The organism is Thalassotalea coralli (assembly GCF_055786205.1).
The window spans coordinates 620179-634719 of the sequence record NZ_JBVVBK010000002.1; the positions used below are offsets into that span (position 1 = coordinate 620179).

The window sequence follows — 14541 nt, forward strand, 5'->3', positions numbered from 1 at the left end:
AGGCCACGAAAAACAAATCGACGCCTCGATGAATCACTTTAAAGAAGTGATTTTCTACTGTTGAGATTTAAGCTCTTGTTTGGCTTTTTCTAACGCATCTTTATCTAAACCAAGCTCCTCTACAGCATCATTAATTAATGATGGATTAGTCATCACTTGCATCATTACTGGCTGAAGTTTCTCAGGAGCAATTCCTAACGAACTAATCGTTGACATTGCGGCAATTGGATTTTGCGTGAGCTCATTAAAAATACTTTTAATTTTTTCATCGCTTAGCTGTGCTTCTTTAAGCAATAGAATAATTGGGTTCATAAAACATTCCTACTCAAGTTTAGAGACGCATTATAAACATAATCATTCATAGGACAAATGGGTTAACATTCATTAAAAATAAAAAACCTCTATAAGAATAGAGGTTGATTAATTAAGTGCCGGTATGTTCATACTAGTTATACCCTAGAATGAAATTCTCGTTCTCTTCAAAGTCTTCTAGTTCATGCTGACAATTTTTTTCATCTAGATAACGCTTGTTATGTTTCTGACGTCGCTCTGAACTATAAAAGTTAGCAATTTGCTCAGCCGACATTATGATTGGTCTTTGGATTGATTGATAACTGTCTCTCATCTTATGCTCCTTAACTTCCCGCTTCACAATTTAAGAAGCATATTTGGCGCCACAAATAATTAACTGTAAAATCAATCAGTTTACTTAATACAACTGTCTCTTAGCCTAAAAAATTTGCAATTTGCATTGAACATTTAGGCGAATTGCAACTTAACTAAAGTGAAGTCTGATTAATTATAACCAAGAACGTAGTTAACGTTGTCTTCTATGTCATTAGGTGAAATTTTTTCATTGAAATTACAATGATTCGATACTGACTTTAAACCGATGTTCACTTTCTTTTGCACTGACTTACCAAAAGAACGTATTTGGTCATTAGGAATTAATGAGCTGTTTTCATAGGTCTTTTTTGACGTTGTCATTGATATATGCTCCTTACGGTTATAAAGAAAGTGCAAAACTTTATCTTAAAGATGTAAAACCTAACCACCCGAAAGATTGTATACAATATAAATTAATCAAAAATTCATCTAATTGCAACAAAAAACATTAAAAAATTACTAATTACTTTTTCGGTTGTTTAATTTGATTACTTTTTAGGTTTGATAAAGAGAACTAGATAAAAAAAAGCTGCTTTTAAAGCAGCTTTTTTTATTCGTGAATGAATAGAGGTTACTTAACTTTTAACGTTATTTCACCGTTTGATACTTCACCACTTTTAGTTTCAATAATGTAGTTAAACGTAACAGAATTTTCATTACCTTCTACGTCATCTGATAAATACTCATTAATTGAAAACAAATGATATTTACCATTTTCTACACTGGTTCCTCTAGAAACATCATAAGAGCCAATGCCATCGTAAAGAATCTCTTCATTTTGACTCGTTGAAACTAAAGATTTCAACGAAGACGAATAGAAATAGCCATCTTTAACTAAGTAGTAGAACTGAGACTCGTCAGACGCAGTATTATTTGTCACAACTTTGGTTTTTAATAAAGTAAGTGTTTCTAAATCATCAAGGCTGCCATATGGGATCAACAAGTAAACCGAAGAAGATGAGTTATAAGCAGAGCTTGCTTCCCCAGCACTATTTGTCGCCAAAATAACATTACCAGAAGTAGTGTAGTTATTGTTATCAAGCACTATATTTTCGATAGAGAATGGCACTTCTGATGTAACGTAAAAATTGGAGTTATGGTCACCGTGTGGGTTAACTAACATATCTGCAATACTATCTTTTATAGTGCCAACATTATATCTATAACTGCCACTTGCAAGCATTTGTTTAGGCGTGACTGTTAGTTTGGTGTTGTTTAGAGATAAACTACTTTCTACATCAACAGCTTCATCTTGCTCTGAAATTAATGTTATACCATCAGGTACGATATCATCACCCGACTCGTTACCCACGATAACGGAAAGTTTATCTCGCATTATTAATTCAACGCTGTCGTCTAATAGTTCAATAGCATTAGAATAAAAGACTTCATAACGGTAGTTTTCATTTTCTTTAACTTCGCTCAGCACCACTTCCAAATCTGAATACAAATTCGTTGCGTTTATCACTGTCACTGCATCAATAACCTCTGTGGTGTTCGGGACGTAATAACTATTACTATTGTTGCCACCAACTACAACGTAAAAGTGCTCATTGTAACTAGAGCTTGTTGACCTTCTCACTTTAAAGTAACTACTTTGGTAAGTTACATTATCAATTGCAAAAGAAGGAATAGATACTAAAACTTCCTCGGTAAACTTAACATCAAGTACAAATTGTTGTGTCTCACTATCAAACACCGCTTGCTTTTGACCATTTAGTTCATCATCAACAACCACTTCAATATTTTCGAAAACTTCACCGTCGGTGTCCAAGATTGACATTCTTAGTTGAGTTTCGTAAACCACTGGTACTTCTTCAGTAACAGTTTTTAAGCGTAAATCGTTTTCTTCTAAATTAGCTTTGTTTGTATAGAGAGAACCATTGCTAAAATAATAAGTCGCTTCATAATTTAGCTCGCCATCGCCATCTGTATCTAGTGGGAAATAAATTACAGCATCATCGCGGTTATCAACACTTATTGAATAGATGCCAGTTTCTTCATCGTAAGTAGCTTGAGTCGCATACTCTTCAGGACTCAATACATTGCCGATTCGACCGTCTAAATAATTAAACGAATAACTGAAAGGCTTAAGATCATCAATAAACTGATCCGTTTCATCATCAACAACAGAAAATGTTAAGGTTTCATTTTCGTATACCGTTAATGAGCCAATCTCCTGATAAACGACACCAGAGGCATCGTCACTTGCTCTAGAGGTGCCATAGAAGGCTTTACTTCTCAACGTACCATCTTCGTTTGTAATCACTAATTGATAGTCAGAAGAAAACGGAACATCACCTATTTCGAAAGTACCGTCAGCAGCAATATCAATATCATTTACTACGACAGAGCCATATTTAAAGATTGCCGTTGCACTATCTATATCGAGTCCGTCATTAGGAGAAGTTACTTTACCAACTAATGTAACTGAAGCTTCAACCGTTTCTCCCTGGTTGTTATTTCCCTCTTGGATTATCTTATTTTGTTCCTCAATAGCTTTTACTAATGCATCATTAGAATTGTTGTCTTCTACTTCTAAACACCCAGCTAGAGCAAGCAACGAAATGCACGCAAAGCTTGATTTTTTGTTAAACGTCACTGTTTATGTCCTTATTTTTTAATAAAATCGCGGCATTGTATACAATGAAGGTATAAGAACAAACGAAAAAATTAACTTTTTCTAAACAATTTTGTTATACATAAGTCCTAATAAAACAAATAAAAGTTCAAATAAACAGTTATGCTAGGCTAAATACACGCTTGACAGCGATATGTTAATTTTGAATATAGTAACTAACGAAAAAGGCTTTCAATTAAACACCTATGATTTTTGACTTTTCTCAATACACTCCAACCCAACGCTACCATTTAATGACACAAACTGTCATTCCTCGACCGATTGCTTGGGCATTAACACAATTCGATAATGAGGATGAACAGCCCAGCTTTAATTTGGCGCCATTTTCTTACTTTTCGGCGGTATCAAGTGCACCTCCCCTGCTTATGCTTTCTGTAGGAAAAAAGCCTACAGGAGAAGCGAAAGACACATTAACTAATGTGCTTGCTAACGAAAAAATGGTAATTCATATTGCTAACGAACAACAAGCAGATCTGGTGACAGCTACCGCTGCAACTCTTCCGTTAGGCCAATCAGAGTTAAAGTTGGGAGAAAGTAATGAATTAGCAACTGTTCCGTTCGAAGATTTCGAATTACCCCGATTAAAGCATTGTGATATTGCTTTTGGCTGCAAATTATATGAAATAAAAGAGTTAGGTGATGTTCCTCAATCTTTAATATTCGTAGAAGTAGAAAAGCTTTACATCAGCGAACAGGTATCATCCACCCATAATGGGCGAACAAAGATTCACGCAGACAAAGTAAACCCTTTAGCTAGATTAGGAGCTAGTGAATATTCAGGTATTACATCACCATTCAAAAAACAGCGTCCAGAATAAACGAGAGAAAAACAAAAAGTTTAAAGTTTTAAGAGTGATGGTCGATAAGGATATATCGATCATCAACTAACGCGTTCAATGAATCTATCCTTTAGCATTACTAGCAAAGCGGCTTATTCAATTACTACCGCTGACACTACGCATCTAGATTTGCCACAAACACAAGAAAAGGCAAATACTAAGTACGCGCTCTCGAACGAAAATTCAACCGTTAATATCTCAACGCAAGCTCGAGAAAAATTACGTGATGAAATGAAAAACGCATTAAACGAGCAAACAGAAAAAAAACAAGAGACCCAAGCTAAAAATTCGCCAGAAAATACCGAGAATAAAGAGCTTGAACAGTTAGATAAGTTAATCGAAAAGACCAAAGAGCAAATTAAAGAAATCCAACAGCAACTGTCAGAATTAAGAAATGATAAATCTGAGCAGGCTGAACAGCAAATCAAGGCACTTGAGTCTCAACTCGGTTCGTTAAATGCCACTTTATTAGGATTAATGGGTAAAAAGCTCAAACTTGTAGAAGAATCAGCTTAATAACAACCTATAGCCCGAGGGTTGAAGCGCAGGTATTTCATCAAGCACCTTAACAGTTCCGATTTCAGTCCAAGCATAGTTGTAATATAATCTCGCCACTTTCAGGAGAGACCAGGAATAGATGTGAACAGTACAAATTTAAAGTTTTACTTTTGTATTTTTGTCTTACTTTGCCAATTAAAAGCACATAGCCAAGAGATTACTGCCTATACCGAAATTCTAGTTCCTTACCAAGTCTACAGTGAAGAAGGTACAGTATCGGGTTTATCCATTGATATCGTAAATGCCTTATCAGCTATTACTGGCGATTCAATTAATGTTCAAGTGATGCCTTGGGCACGTTCTTATTCTCTCGTTCAACAATCTAAGAATACCCTAATCTTTTCTCTAGCTAGAACGCCTGAACGAGAAAACAAGTTTCATTGGGTTGGTAGTGTAGCTCAACACCAATCTCATATTTGGGGGCTGAAAAAAAACTATGAAAAGCATTCACTATCAAAAGAGCAACTTGAACATGTAAGCTATGCGGTATCAAGGGGCTCACATGGCCATAGGATTCTAAAAGAAAGAAACCATAAACACATAGTGACTGCAGTTTATGAACGGCAAGTGGTAGAACTTGTTCATAAAGAAAGAGCTGATGTATTGATGATGAGCGAATACACATTAAAATCTTTAGCAAAAGATTTAGGAATTAACCCTGAAGACTTTATTCCTGTACATAAAAGAGCAAAAACAACATCTAACTTGTATATCGCGTTCAGTCATAATTCTGAGCCACAATTAATAAAAGCGTACCAAAACGCCTACCAAAAGTTGAAAGATACAGGGCAACTAAAAAAAATAAGAAGAGAATGGGGCCTGAATTAGTCAGTAAATTGTCGGCGATGGTGTTTGATTTGTTGAAGCCCCTAGCCCGATTAACATGGTGACAAAGGGACTTCTCGGCAATCTATTTTGGTGTTAAAGCTGAAGAATCAAAATTAATTCCAGCCCACCCTGATTTTATAAAGTTGCGAATATTTGCATGATCCGTGTTTTCAGGGTTGAGTATCACATCTTGATGATAGTAATTCCCGAAACAGTTTAATGTTGCTTGTTCAGATAGATGGTGTAATAACGCAAAGGCAAAAATTTTACACGACCCCTCATTGCTTCCAGCTTCATTGACAACCTCACCATTACTAAACCTTGTAGGTGAATAACTATAGTAAGATTCTATATGTGAAATAACGTCTTTAAACTCAACTCTACATTGAGGTTCATTGAGTTTTTTAATCAATTCTTGCGCAGTTAGGCTCATGCTACATTCCTTTAATACAAACTGACAACGTTTTGTGATAAACCCCAAAAAATGGACAGATAAAAAATGCAATGGGTTAGTGTGTTTTTGTCTGGTTTATAGAAAACTTATCTAATGCATAATTTTCGAGCACTTACATTGACTTTTATATCTATTAAGACGGGCATTCACTATACTTACCAAATTAACAAACACTCAAAGCAAACTATGACTGACAACAACCCTTACCTCAATAATCCGTTACACGGAAAAAGCCTAAATACGATATTGACTGAGATCGTTGAACATTACGGTTTTGAGCTGCTATACGCCTATTTAAATCTCAATTGCTTTAACAAAAACCCTAGTATTGCTTCAAGTAACAAATTTCTAAAGAAAACAGATTGGGCTAGAGAAAAAGTAGAATCTTTTTATTTGTATCAGTTTAAGAATCTGCCACGCGCGAGTGATAGTGAATTTGAAAAGCCACCACGTGAACGAATTATTCCTCCGCAGCAGCAACCTAAAGAGCCTGCAGAGCTAAGCTTTGAAGACGCTGAGCAGCTAAGGTTAAAAAGAGCTGAAAAAGCGAGAGCAAGAAACTCGAATAAAAATAACTCACCTTGGGGAAACATGTAATTGCCAATAATTAGATTGGCAATTTAGTTATCATGGTTGCCAGTCTTGATAGGGTCGATGAATATTAGCAGTAATTTTTGTTAGCTCGTTAGTTTGCTTAACCTCTTTTAACAATTGACTTAAACGGCGAGAAACTTCTTTTCCTTTAGCTGATTTGGGCACGATAATTGAAGAATCAAAGGTCGCAAAATACTGCCTTTTTAGCGAAGTTAATTTGTTTTCTTTAATATATTTATCGACCGCCTCTTGTTCGAAAACAAAGCCATCTATTCTGCCGTTTAGCAGCTTTTTAATCCCCATAGCTATGCTGCTTACTTCCCCTGTAGGAAATGCAAACATTTCTTGATGACCACGATGGGTATCTATGCTGAATTCGTTAGCATTCTTCGCGGTTAATTCACGATTACTCTTTAAGGTGTATAAAACAAAAGTGACTTGGCAAATGGGTTCTTCTACATAATAGAATTCAACATTATCCTCAACTTCCGAGTTTGGGCGAATAAGAGGTAAATGAAAATCCGCCTTATGATTTTTAACGTTTGCGATTGATCGTGCAAACGGGAATATTTGAAATCGAATTTCCCCAAACTGATAGTTACTATCTAACAACTTTACCACGTCAACAAAGCCACCTTGAGCTTTACCGTTAATGACTTCAGAATGGATTGGAATATTAGCAACACTCGCCGTTAGGTCTTCGGTATTTGCGCTCACATTACTTTGAAAAGTCAGCATGAAGAAACAACAACAGAATATTTTTAAATCTATTTTAATTTTCAAAAAGAAATTATTTTTCATATCGCAATTTTTAACGAGTTAGTTAAAACTTGTACTTTATACTATTTTAGTAAAACTTATTGTTTTATCTAAGATTTATTTTTTAGTCCTTTAATAACTCATTTAAGACCAATTATTTTTATTTCCTTTAGCCCAGAAAGCTTGCACTTATTATCGTCATCTCTAAAATAGCGCCCTTTTAAGCAACTTCACTAAGGCAGTACAGATGTTAAAGATATTACGTTGGATAATCGGCAGAATTATCTTATTGTTCAACTTCATTTTTTCACCTAAATCAACCAAACACTCTTCTGAAGTCCAATACAACATCGATACTAATAGTAAGGCGCTTGCCTTATATCAATTAAATGCGTGCCCATTTTGTGTCAAAGTAAGAAGAGCAGCAAAGAGACTAAACATCCCTCTTCAAACAATTGATATTAAGGAAGAGAAAAACCTTCAGAAGTTAGTAAATGAAGGTGGAAAGCGCACAGTTCCATGCTTGTTTATCAACGAAGAAAACGATAGTACTTGGTTATACGAATCTAAAGATATCGTTGCTTATTTGGAAAACTGGGTAAAAAATCAAGAAGTAAACGCGTAAACACTCTTACACAGAATCCAATAAAAAACGCTAGCTTGATAACAAGGCTAGCGTTTTTTAATATCCGTTAAAGAATTATAAATTAGCTATTAGCTTTACGTTCTTCGATAACCGCTAAAGCCATATCAATTCTTTCTAACACTTTATTTTTATCCATAATTTCTAAGGTAACATCAAGCGAAGGAGAGTTCCCTGCGCCTGTAGCAGCCACACGTAACGGCATGCCAACTTTACCCATACCAACAGATAATTCTTCTGCTGTAGCATTAATTGCTGCATGAATATCTGCTGCTACCCAGTTATCCAATTCAGCTAATTTACCTTTTATGACTTTAAGCGGCTCTTCAGCAACAGGTCTTAAATGCTTCTTAGCGGCAGTTGCATCAAACTCAGTAAAGTCTTGATAAAAGTATGAAGAAATTTGTGCCATTTCTTTTAGCGTTTTAACACGATCAGCTTGAACTTTAACAATCTCAGCTAGTGCTGGCCCGCTTTCAGTATTGATTCCCTGATCGGCCATATGCCAGGCAAGATGTTCTGCAACATATTCAGGATCAAGTGTTTTAATGTAATGTTGATTCACCCAAATTAGCTTTTCTGTATTAAAAGCAGACGGCGCGCGGTTACAACCAGACAAATCAAATAACTCTATCATCTCTTCGCGTGAAAAGATCTCTTGGTCGCCATGTGACCAACCTAGTCGCACTAAATAATTTAATAGTGCTTCAGGTAAATAACCGTCATCACGATATTGCATGACAGAAACAGCACCATGCCTTTTAGATAAACGTTTGCCATCATCACCCAAAATCATAGGAATATGAGCATACTCAGGTAAAGGAGCATCGAGTGCTTTTAATATATTGATTTGGCGCGGCGTGTTGTTTACGTGATCATCACCACGAACTACATGTGTAACTCCCATATCCCAATCGTCGACAACAACTGTTAAGTTATACGTTGGTGAGCCATCAGATCGAGCGATAATAAGATCATCTAACTCTTCGTTAGAAATAGTGATATCACCTTTTACTAAGTCGTTAATAACGACATTACCGTCTAGTGGGTTTTTAAAGCGGATAACAAACGGCTTATCTTCAGGGTAATCTGTGCGCTCTCGCCACATACCGTTATATTTTTCTTTTTCACCTTTTTCACGCGCTTCTTCACGCATAGCTTCCACTTCTTCAGGTGTACAGTAACAACGATATGCATTACCAGATTCGATTAGCTGAGCAATGACCTCTTTATAACGATCAAAGCGCTGTGTTTGAAAATATGGTCCCTTTGTCCACGAAAGGTTTAACCAATTCATACCGTCCATAATGGCATCCACAGATTCTTGTGTAGATCTTTCTAAATCGGTGTCTTCTATACGTAAAATAAAGTCACCGCCATTCTTTTGGGCGTATAACCAGCTATATAATGCAGTTCTAGCACCACCAACATGCAAATAGCCTGTTGGGCTTGGAGCAAATCGAGTTGTTAAGCTCATAAAGGTCTCACTATTTATAATTAACAGTTTATTAGCCAGCTTTAAGATATCCGGCTATTTTGCCGCGTATTTTAACAGGCTATTCTGGGGATTACACCATTGCCTCTTTAATGTAATGGTAAAAAGCCGATTAAGTGACCATCTTGGGTAAATTATCTTCACTTAATTCAAATTTAAGAAAAAAATGCAATATTTTGGAAAAATCGTGTTGACAGTATTTTAGTTCCCCCTATAATACGCCCCCAACAGAGACGGACGGTTAGCTCAGTTGGGAGAGCACCGCCCTTACAAGGCGGGGGTCACTGGTTCAAGCCCAGTACCGTCCACCACTTCTGATTGAAGTAGACGTTTCTGTAGATATAACCCGGACGGTTAGCTCAGTTGGGAGAGCACCGCCCTTACAAGGCGGGGGTCACTGGTTCAAGCCCAGTACCGTCCACCAATTCTTCTAGGTTATATCATTCACGACCCGGACGGTTAGCTCAGTTGGGAGAGCACCGCCCTTACAAGGCGGGGGTCACTGGTTCAAGCCCAGTACCGTCCACCAATTCTTCATAAGAATCTTGTTTATCCGATTTAAACCATCAAAAACGTAGAATAATTTTTGCGGTGCAAGCACCTTCTACTCTTTACAATGCCTGAGCCAACCTAGTGTTCAATGACACCTTACTCCACATCAGTAATGTTGTTCTCTCATACTTAAACTTTGCCAGCTTGTTAAATTGATAGCCGGTTCCAGGAAAATTATCTTGTATACATAAAAAAGGCCCCTTACAGGAGCCTTTATGAATATTAAAGAGAGTTAAACTTTAAACCTTTCAACTAATTCTTTTAGATGGTTAGTTTTAGTTTCTAGCTCGTTACTCACGTATTGCAAGCTTTGCGCTTCATTACTTGTTTCATCACCAAGACGATTCACCTGCTGCATAACACGTGTAATTTGCTGAGCAACATCATCTTGTTCATTAGTAATATTAACAATACTTTGCATATTCTCTTTGTTTTCTTCTACAACGTGGCCAATTTCTGTTAGTTGCTCATTGACCAGCTCACTTTCTTCCATATATTTTGAAACTTGGCTACGTGTTTCAGCCATCTGGCTTTCAGCTGCATTTGCTTTGTGTTGAAGATCTTCAATACTAGACTGAATACTTGCAGTAGATTCTTGAGTTCGTTGTGCCAATTGACGAACTTCATCTGCTACAACAGCAAAGCCACGTCCATGTTCACCAGCTCTCGCAGATTCAATTGCAGCGTTAAGGGCTAACAAGTTAGTTTGATCTGCAATTGTACGAATAACGTCCATTACCTCTCCAATTGATTGACTGCTTTCTTTCAACTCTTCGATGGTATGAACGGCACTATCAAAATTACTGTTTAGGCTATCTAACCCTGCCATAGAACTTGCGATAACCTCCTGTCCTCGTTTAGAGCTTTTACTTGCTGTATCAGTAGCTGATTGAGCGATAGATATTTGCTCTTTAATGACATGAGCTGTTTCAGCCATTTGCGTGACCGTATCAGCCGCGCTATGTATTTCTAGTTGTGCCTCTCCAGTTTTCGCCGCCGTAACTTCACTCACATGACTTACTTGAGCCGTAGTTTGTTTTAACTCGTCACTAGTAAGTTGAACTCGTTTTACAATATTTTGGATCTGCTCGATAAACTTATTAAATGATTCAGATAACTGGCCTACTTCGTCTTCACTTTTAACGTGAATACGTTGTGACAAATCACCAGCTCCATCTGCTATTTCTACAAGAGTATGTTTTACTGTCAATAATGGTCGTAGTAACTTCGAGGTTGCTACAAATATAATTACCAAAGAAATTAACAAGATTAAAAAGCTAAAAAATATAGCAGACAGAGCCGCATTTTCTGCCGGCTCAGATAAGTAATGTTCTGGAACTATTATAGCTAACTTCCAATTTAGGCCTAATTTTTCAACTTTAACGCCCTTAAATTGAACGTAGTAATTATCATTTTTCCAAGTAATATCAGAAACGCCCACATCTTGGTTGGACATTTTATTATAAAGGTTAGCAAAGCCTTGGTTCCCTTCTTTGTTGTCAAGAGTTGCTATTTTGATGTTATGAGTTTCTCTATTAACTACATCAACATCTGCTAATTTTTCGCCTGGAAATACGATTATATCGCCATTATGATCGATTAAAATGGCTTGACCTTGGCCATTATAATTAATGTTTGATACTAAATCGTCGATAGAGTGTAAGAATATATCCAACCCTCCTACACCTATAAATTCATTTGAAAAGTTATAGATGGGCATATTTAAAGCAACATAAAAGGCTTCTATTTGGGGCTCATATCCGACCCCTCCCACATTCCATTGCTTAGAATCTTTAACTTTGTTCCACCAAGGCCTTGAAAGCACATTATAATCTGGTAATGCAGATATACCCTTTTCTAAGAAATACTCTCCCGTAAATGCTGAACCAAAAAATACAGAAGATATATCTTTTCTATCTTCAACCTCTCTGGTTAAAACTTCTTTAACGACTTCAAACCCTCGACCATCTAGGCTACTTCCTCTAACTTTTCTTTCAGTAAACCAATCAATCAATGACGGATTTCTAAATAATACAGAGGCCCTAGTTATATGGTCGGTGAAGTAATTTTCTATATTAGAACTATTAAGTTCTAATGCATTACGAATGTCCTTATTCAAGTTATCATTTGCTGTTTCACTGACCTTATTCACTACAAATAACGTGGTAAGTAAAAGCACCAAAAAAATCCCTAATGCTGTAGCACTTATGAGTTTTGCAATAACTGAATTTCTAATATTCATAAACGAATCTTTTTACTCGACTGGATGTTAACGTATACATTATATTCGCAATGGAAACTAACAAAAAAACTACAGAATCGCCATGAGCAGAAACAAAAAACAATCAATCATTACAAAGATATAACAGTTCATACTCATCGATTTTACTTTTAGCCACTTTCCTAGCTAACTTTTCTCTTTTGTCACTCAAACTTTGGAATTCTAAATGAGGAACAATTAGTTCGTTTGTATCTCTGCTCTATGAACTTTCCTCGTTACCTGCAACCAATTTGTTAGAAAAATTTAACAAACTAGCCATTTTCACAGAGTATTTAAGATTAATTTTAATAGTTTATTTGACATTTGCACTGTGAAATCGTAGATTGCTTACGATACAAATCGTAGAATTTAAAAAACTTATATTTCGGGCAAGACATGAGCAGAAGAAGCAGATTTTCAGAGAATGACGAAAGCGCAGTAGATATGACACCAATGTTGGACATCGTTTTCATTCTATTAATATTCTTTATCGTAACTACCTCTTTCGTTAAAGAAGAAGGCTTAATGATTAATAGACCAAAGTCTCAAAGTACTCCTCCTGATCAAAGCAACCCTACCGTTGTAGTGCAAATTAGCGACTCAGGTCATGTTAAGCTAAACGGTAAGCGTGTTGATATTGAGCGTTTATCAGCTCGTATAGAAAACTTTTTAGCAGAAAACCAAACGTCTGCTGCAGTAGTGTTAGCTGATAAAGAGGCTACTCATGAAATGGTAGTTAAAGTAATTGACCAAATTAAGGCATTTGATCAACTATCAATTTCTATTGGTGGTAAAGCCGACTAGGATACCAATACTTGTAAAAAAACCAGCGTTAACGCTGGTTTTTTTATGTCTGAATTTCATCTATTAGTTAAGGTTTTCGACCTATGGTAGCGAAAGAATAGGACGATACTTAATAACCAAAACGATCTCACTTTTTTAATGTTTATTAAAAGCCATCAAAAGGCCCCTAAACAATACTTTAACAACCCTGCCCCCATTCCCATAAGCGCATAAGAAAAAGCGTCAATAACAGCCTCTATAATCCACTTTTGTTCTTGCTTAGAGTTAAGTCCTTTTCTCATTATCTTGCAATAAGCCCATGGAGTTAAACTTTGCCTATTACGAATCGCTAGGTAAATACTTAATGGCAGAAAATAAATACAACGAATTAGAATCCGAGCTGCTTAGACTCTCTTTAGCCTCTTACAGATGTAAGTTTAATACACATCTATAAAGATAAGGCTTAGTAAGAAATGTGCATGAATGTACTAATGCCGCTTTACCAGAGATGGCATAGAGCGGTGTCCAGATCTGATTCTTACTTTAGGTCTTAAAACGAAGTACCCTTTAGTCTCTTCTCTTTAAACTAGCCACTTGCTAAGTTTGAATAAAAGAATATAAAACCCTTATTGTAAAACCCCGTAGCGTTAACTGCGGGGCTTATGAACATGGATTTAGCGCACTAGAGTAATGCAGGAGTAATTACCGAAAAGAATATTTTTATCGACCTCTAAATGCTAGATATAAAAAAAGCCGCTCATCGAGCGGCTTTTCTTTCTAAATAGGTGCCTAGCAATGACGTGCATGGATGCACTAATGCCGCGATGCCAGGGATGGCATAGAGCGGTGTCATTCTTTAGCTTCGTAAAACAGAATACTCGTTAGTCTTTTCTCGATAAATTGATTACATACAAAGCTCAAGTCAAAGACTTAAACCCCAAATAGCAAAAAACCCGTAGCGTCAGCTACGGGTTTCTCTAAATAGGTGCTTAGCAATGACGTGCATGGATGCACTAATGCCGCGATGCCAGGGATGGCATAGAGCGGTGTCCTACTCTGACTCTTACTTTAGGTCTGCAAAACGGAATGCCCTTTAGTTTCTTCAAGATAAATTGGTTACATACAAAGCTCAAGTCGAAGATTTGAACCCCAAAAAGCAAAAAACCCGTAGCGTTAGCTACGGGTCTTTCTAATTAGGTGCTTAGCAATAGACTTATCACTCGCAGAGCTCGTGCTGAAAAATTGGGATAAAGCCAAACTGTTGGCTTTCTCTATTAACCAATTTTCCTCTACTCGAGAGTAGGACATTCTAAACCCTACAAAGCAAAAAACCCGTAGCGTTAGCTACGGGTCTTTCTAATTAGGTGCTTAGCAATGTCCTACTCTCACATGGGACCTCCCACACTACCATCGGCGCTATTGCATTTCACTTCTGAGTTCGGCATGGGGTCAGGTGGTTCTACAATGCT

At 36.7% G+C, this 14541-nt stretch carries 14 protein-coding genes, 3 tRNA genes and 1 rRNA gene; 9 read left to right on the plus strand and 9 right to left on the minus strand.

Annotated features, from left to right (window positions below; translation table 11 throughout):
• Nucleotides 1-54 precede the first annotated feature (54 nt).
• The 4 genes from ACOB80_RS08170 to ACOB80_RS08185 form a co-directional block, all read right to left on the minus strand.
• Nucleotides 55-312 (minus strand): DUF2999 family protein, encoded by a 258-nt coding sequence (locus ACOB80_RS08170; protein WP_473165319.1) that lies wholly within the window; start codon nucleotides 310-312, stop codon nucleotides 55-57.
• 133 nt (nucleotides 313-445) lie between these two features.
• Nucleotides 446-625, minus strand: a complete 180-nt coding sequence (locus ACOB80_RS08175) for a hypothetical protein (protein ID WP_473165320.1) — start codon at nucleotides 623-625, stop codon at nucleotides 446-448.
• A gap of 170 nt (nucleotides 626-795) precedes the next feature.
• Complete coding sequence (locus ACOB80_RS08180; RefSeq protein ID WP_473165321.1) at nucleotides 796-987, minus strand: hypothetical protein; 192 nt, start codon at nucleotides 985-987, stop codon at nucleotides 796-798.
• Between the two features lie 250 nt (nucleotides 988-1237).
• Nucleotides 1238-3268 (minus strand): hypothetical protein, encoded by a 2031-nt coding sequence (locus ACOB80_RS08185; RefSeq protein ID WP_473165322.1) that lies wholly within the window; start codon nucleotides 3266-3268, stop codon nucleotides 1238-1240.
• 272 nt (nucleotides 3269-3540) lie between these two features.
• Between ACOB80_RS08185 and ACOB80_RS08190 the strand changes: the two genes are divergently transcribed.
• The 3 genes from ACOB80_RS08190 (at nucleotide 3541) to ACOB80_RS08200 (ending at nucleotide 5532) form a co-directional block, all read left to right on the plus strand.
• Nucleotides 3541-4125, plus strand: a complete 585-nt coding sequence (locus ACOB80_RS08190) for a flavin reductase family protein (protein WP_473165323.1) — start codon at nucleotides 3541-3543, stop codon at nucleotides 4123-4125.
• 78 nt (nucleotides 4126-4203) lie between these two features.
• Nucleotides 4204-4662, plus strand: coding sequence for a hypothetical protein (locus ACOB80_RS08195; protein ID WP_473165324.1), 459 nt, complete (start codon nucleotides 4204-4206; stop codon nucleotides 4660-4662).
• A gap of 123 nt (nucleotides 4663-4785) precedes the next feature.
• Nucleotides 4786-5532: a substrate-binding periplasmic protein gene (locus ACOB80_RS08200; protein ID WP_473165325.1), complete on the plus strand. Its 747-nt coding sequence runs from the start codon at nucleotides 4786-4788 to the stop codon at nucleotides 5530-5532.
• An 82-nt stretch (nucleotides 5533-5614) separates the two neighbouring features.
• Here the strand turns inward: ACOB80_RS08200 and ACOB80_RS08205 are convergent, their stop codons facing one another.
• Nucleotides 5615-5965: a HopJ type III effector protein gene (locus tag ACOB80_RS08205; RefSeq protein ID WP_473165326.1), complete on the minus strand. Its 351-nt coding sequence runs from the start codon at nucleotides 5963-5965 to the stop codon at nucleotides 5615-5617.
• A 207-nt stretch (nucleotides 5966-6172) separates the two neighbouring features.
• Here ACOB80_RS08205 and ACOB80_RS08210 point away from each other — a divergent pair, with 207 nt between their 5' ends.
• Nucleotides 6173-6583, plus strand: coding sequence for a VF530 family protein (locus tag ACOB80_RS08210; RefSeq protein ID WP_473165327.1), 411 nt, complete (start codon nucleotides 6173-6175; stop codon nucleotides 6581-6583).
• Between the two features lie 30 nt (nucleotides 6584-6613).
• Here the strand turns inward: ACOB80_RS08210 and ACOB80_RS08215 are convergent, their stop codons facing one another.
• Nucleotides 6614-7318 (minus strand): substrate-binding periplasmic protein, encoded by a 705-nt coding sequence (locus tag ACOB80_RS08215; protein ID WP_473165328.1) that lies wholly within the window; start codon nucleotides 7316-7318, stop codon nucleotides 6614-6616.
• A 268-nt stretch (nucleotides 7319-7586) separates the two neighbouring features.
• Between ACOB80_RS08215 and ACOB80_RS08220 the strand changes: the two genes are divergently transcribed.
• Nucleotides 7587-7964: a glutaredoxin family protein gene (locus ACOB80_RS08220; RefSeq protein ID WP_473165329.1), complete on the plus strand. Its 378-nt coding sequence runs from the start codon at nucleotides 7587-7589 to the stop codon at nucleotides 7962-7964.
• A gap of 82 nt (nucleotides 7965-8046) precedes the next feature.
• Here the strand turns inward: ACOB80_RS08220 and gltX are convergent, their stop codons facing one another.
• Complete coding sequence (gene gltX / locus ACOB80_RS08225) at nucleotides 8047-9459, minus strand: glutamate--tRNA ligase (RefSeq protein ID WP_473165330.1); 1413 nt, start codon at nucleotides 9457-9459, stop codon at nucleotides 8047-8049.
• 253 nt (nucleotides 9460-9712) lie between these two features.
• Here gltX and ACOB80_RS08230 point away from each other — a divergent pair.
• The 3 genes from ACOB80_RS08230 (at nucleotide 9713) to ACOB80_RS08240 (ending at nucleotide 10006) form a co-directional block, all read left to right on the plus strand.
• A tRNA-Val gene (locus ACOB80_RS08230) sits at nucleotides 9713-9788 on the plus strand.
• A 37-nt stretch (nucleotides 9789-9825) separates the two neighbouring features.
• Nucleotides 9826-9901, plus strand: a tRNA-Val gene (locus ACOB80_RS08235).
• A gap of 29 nt (nucleotides 9902-9930) precedes the next feature.
• Nucleotides 9931-10006, plus strand: a tRNA-Val gene (locus tag ACOB80_RS08240).
• 255 nt (nucleotides 10007-10261) lie between these two features.
• Here ACOB80_RS08240 and ACOB80_RS08245 read toward each other — a convergent pair.
• A complete protein-coding gene (locus ACOB80_RS08245) occupies nucleotides 10262-12271 on the minus strand; it encodes a methyl-accepting chemotaxis protein (protein WP_473165331.1) in 2010 nt (669 codons plus the stop codon).
• Nucleotides 12272-12685: 414 nt separating this feature from the next.
• Between ACOB80_RS08245 and ACOB80_RS08250 the strand changes: the two genes are divergently transcribed.
• Entirely contained in the window at nucleotides 12686-13093 is a 408-nt protein-coding gene (locus tag ACOB80_RS08250; protein ID WP_473165332.1) for an ExbD/TolR family protein, read from the plus strand.
• A gap of 1345 nt (nucleotides 13094-14438) precedes the next feature.
• On the opposite strand, the gene rrf is transcribed toward ACOB80_RS08250, so the two are convergent.
• Nucleotides 14439-14541, minus strand: a 5S ribosomal RNA gene (gene rrf / locus ACOB80_RS08255); the annotation flags it as partial.

Excerpts from the sequence above, each read along its gene's own strand:
- ACOB80_RS08170 (WP_473165319.1), bottom strand. The coding sequence starts at position 312 with ATGAACCCAATTATTCTATTGCTTAAAGAAGCACAGCTAAGCGATGAA.
- ACOB80_RS08250 (WP_473165332.1), top strand. The coding sequence starts at position 12,686 with ATGAGCAGAAGAAGCAGATTTTCAGAGAATGACGAAAGCGCAGTAGAT.
- ACOB80_RS08195 (WP_473165324.1), top strand. The coding sequence starts at position 4,204 with ATGAATCTATCCTTTAGCATTACTAGCAAAGCGGCTTATTCAATTACT.
- ACOB80_RS08190 (WP_473165323.1), top strand. The coding sequence starts at position 3,541 with ATGACACAAACTGTCATTCCTCGACCGATTGCTTGGGCATTAACACAA.
- gltX (WP_473165330.1), bottom strand. The coding sequence starts at position 9,459 with ATGAGCTTAACAACTCGATTTGCTCCAAGCCCAACAGGCTATTTGCAT.
- ACOB80_RS08180 (WP_473165321.1), bottom strand. The coding sequence starts at position 987 with ATGACAACGTCAAAAAAGACCTATGAAAACAGCTCATTAATTCCTAAT.
- ACOB80_RS08175 (WP_473165320.1), bottom strand. The coding sequence starts at position 625 with ATGAGAGACAGTTATCAATCAATCCAAAGACCAATCATAATGTCGGCT.
- ACOB80_RS08215 (WP_473165328.1), bottom strand. The coding sequence starts at position 7,318 with ATGCTGACTTTTCAAAGTAATGTGAGCGCAAATACCGAAGACCTAACG.
- ACOB80_RS08205 (WP_473165326.1), bottom strand. The coding sequence starts at position 5,965 with ATGAGCCTAACTGCGCAAGAATTGATTAAAAAACTCAATGAACCTCAA.
- ACOB80_RS08245 (WP_473165331.1), bottom strand. The coding sequence starts at position 12,271 with ATGAATATTAGAAATTCAGTTATTGCAAAACTCATAAGTGCTACAGCA.
- ACOB80_RS08210 (WP_473165327.1), top strand. The coding sequence starts at position 6,173 with ATGACTGACAACAACCCTTACCTCAATAATCCGTTACACGGAAAAAGC.
- ACOB80_RS08220 (WP_473165329.1), top strand. The coding sequence starts at position 7,587 with ATGTTAAAGATATTACGTTGGATAATCGGCAGAATTATCTTATTGTTC.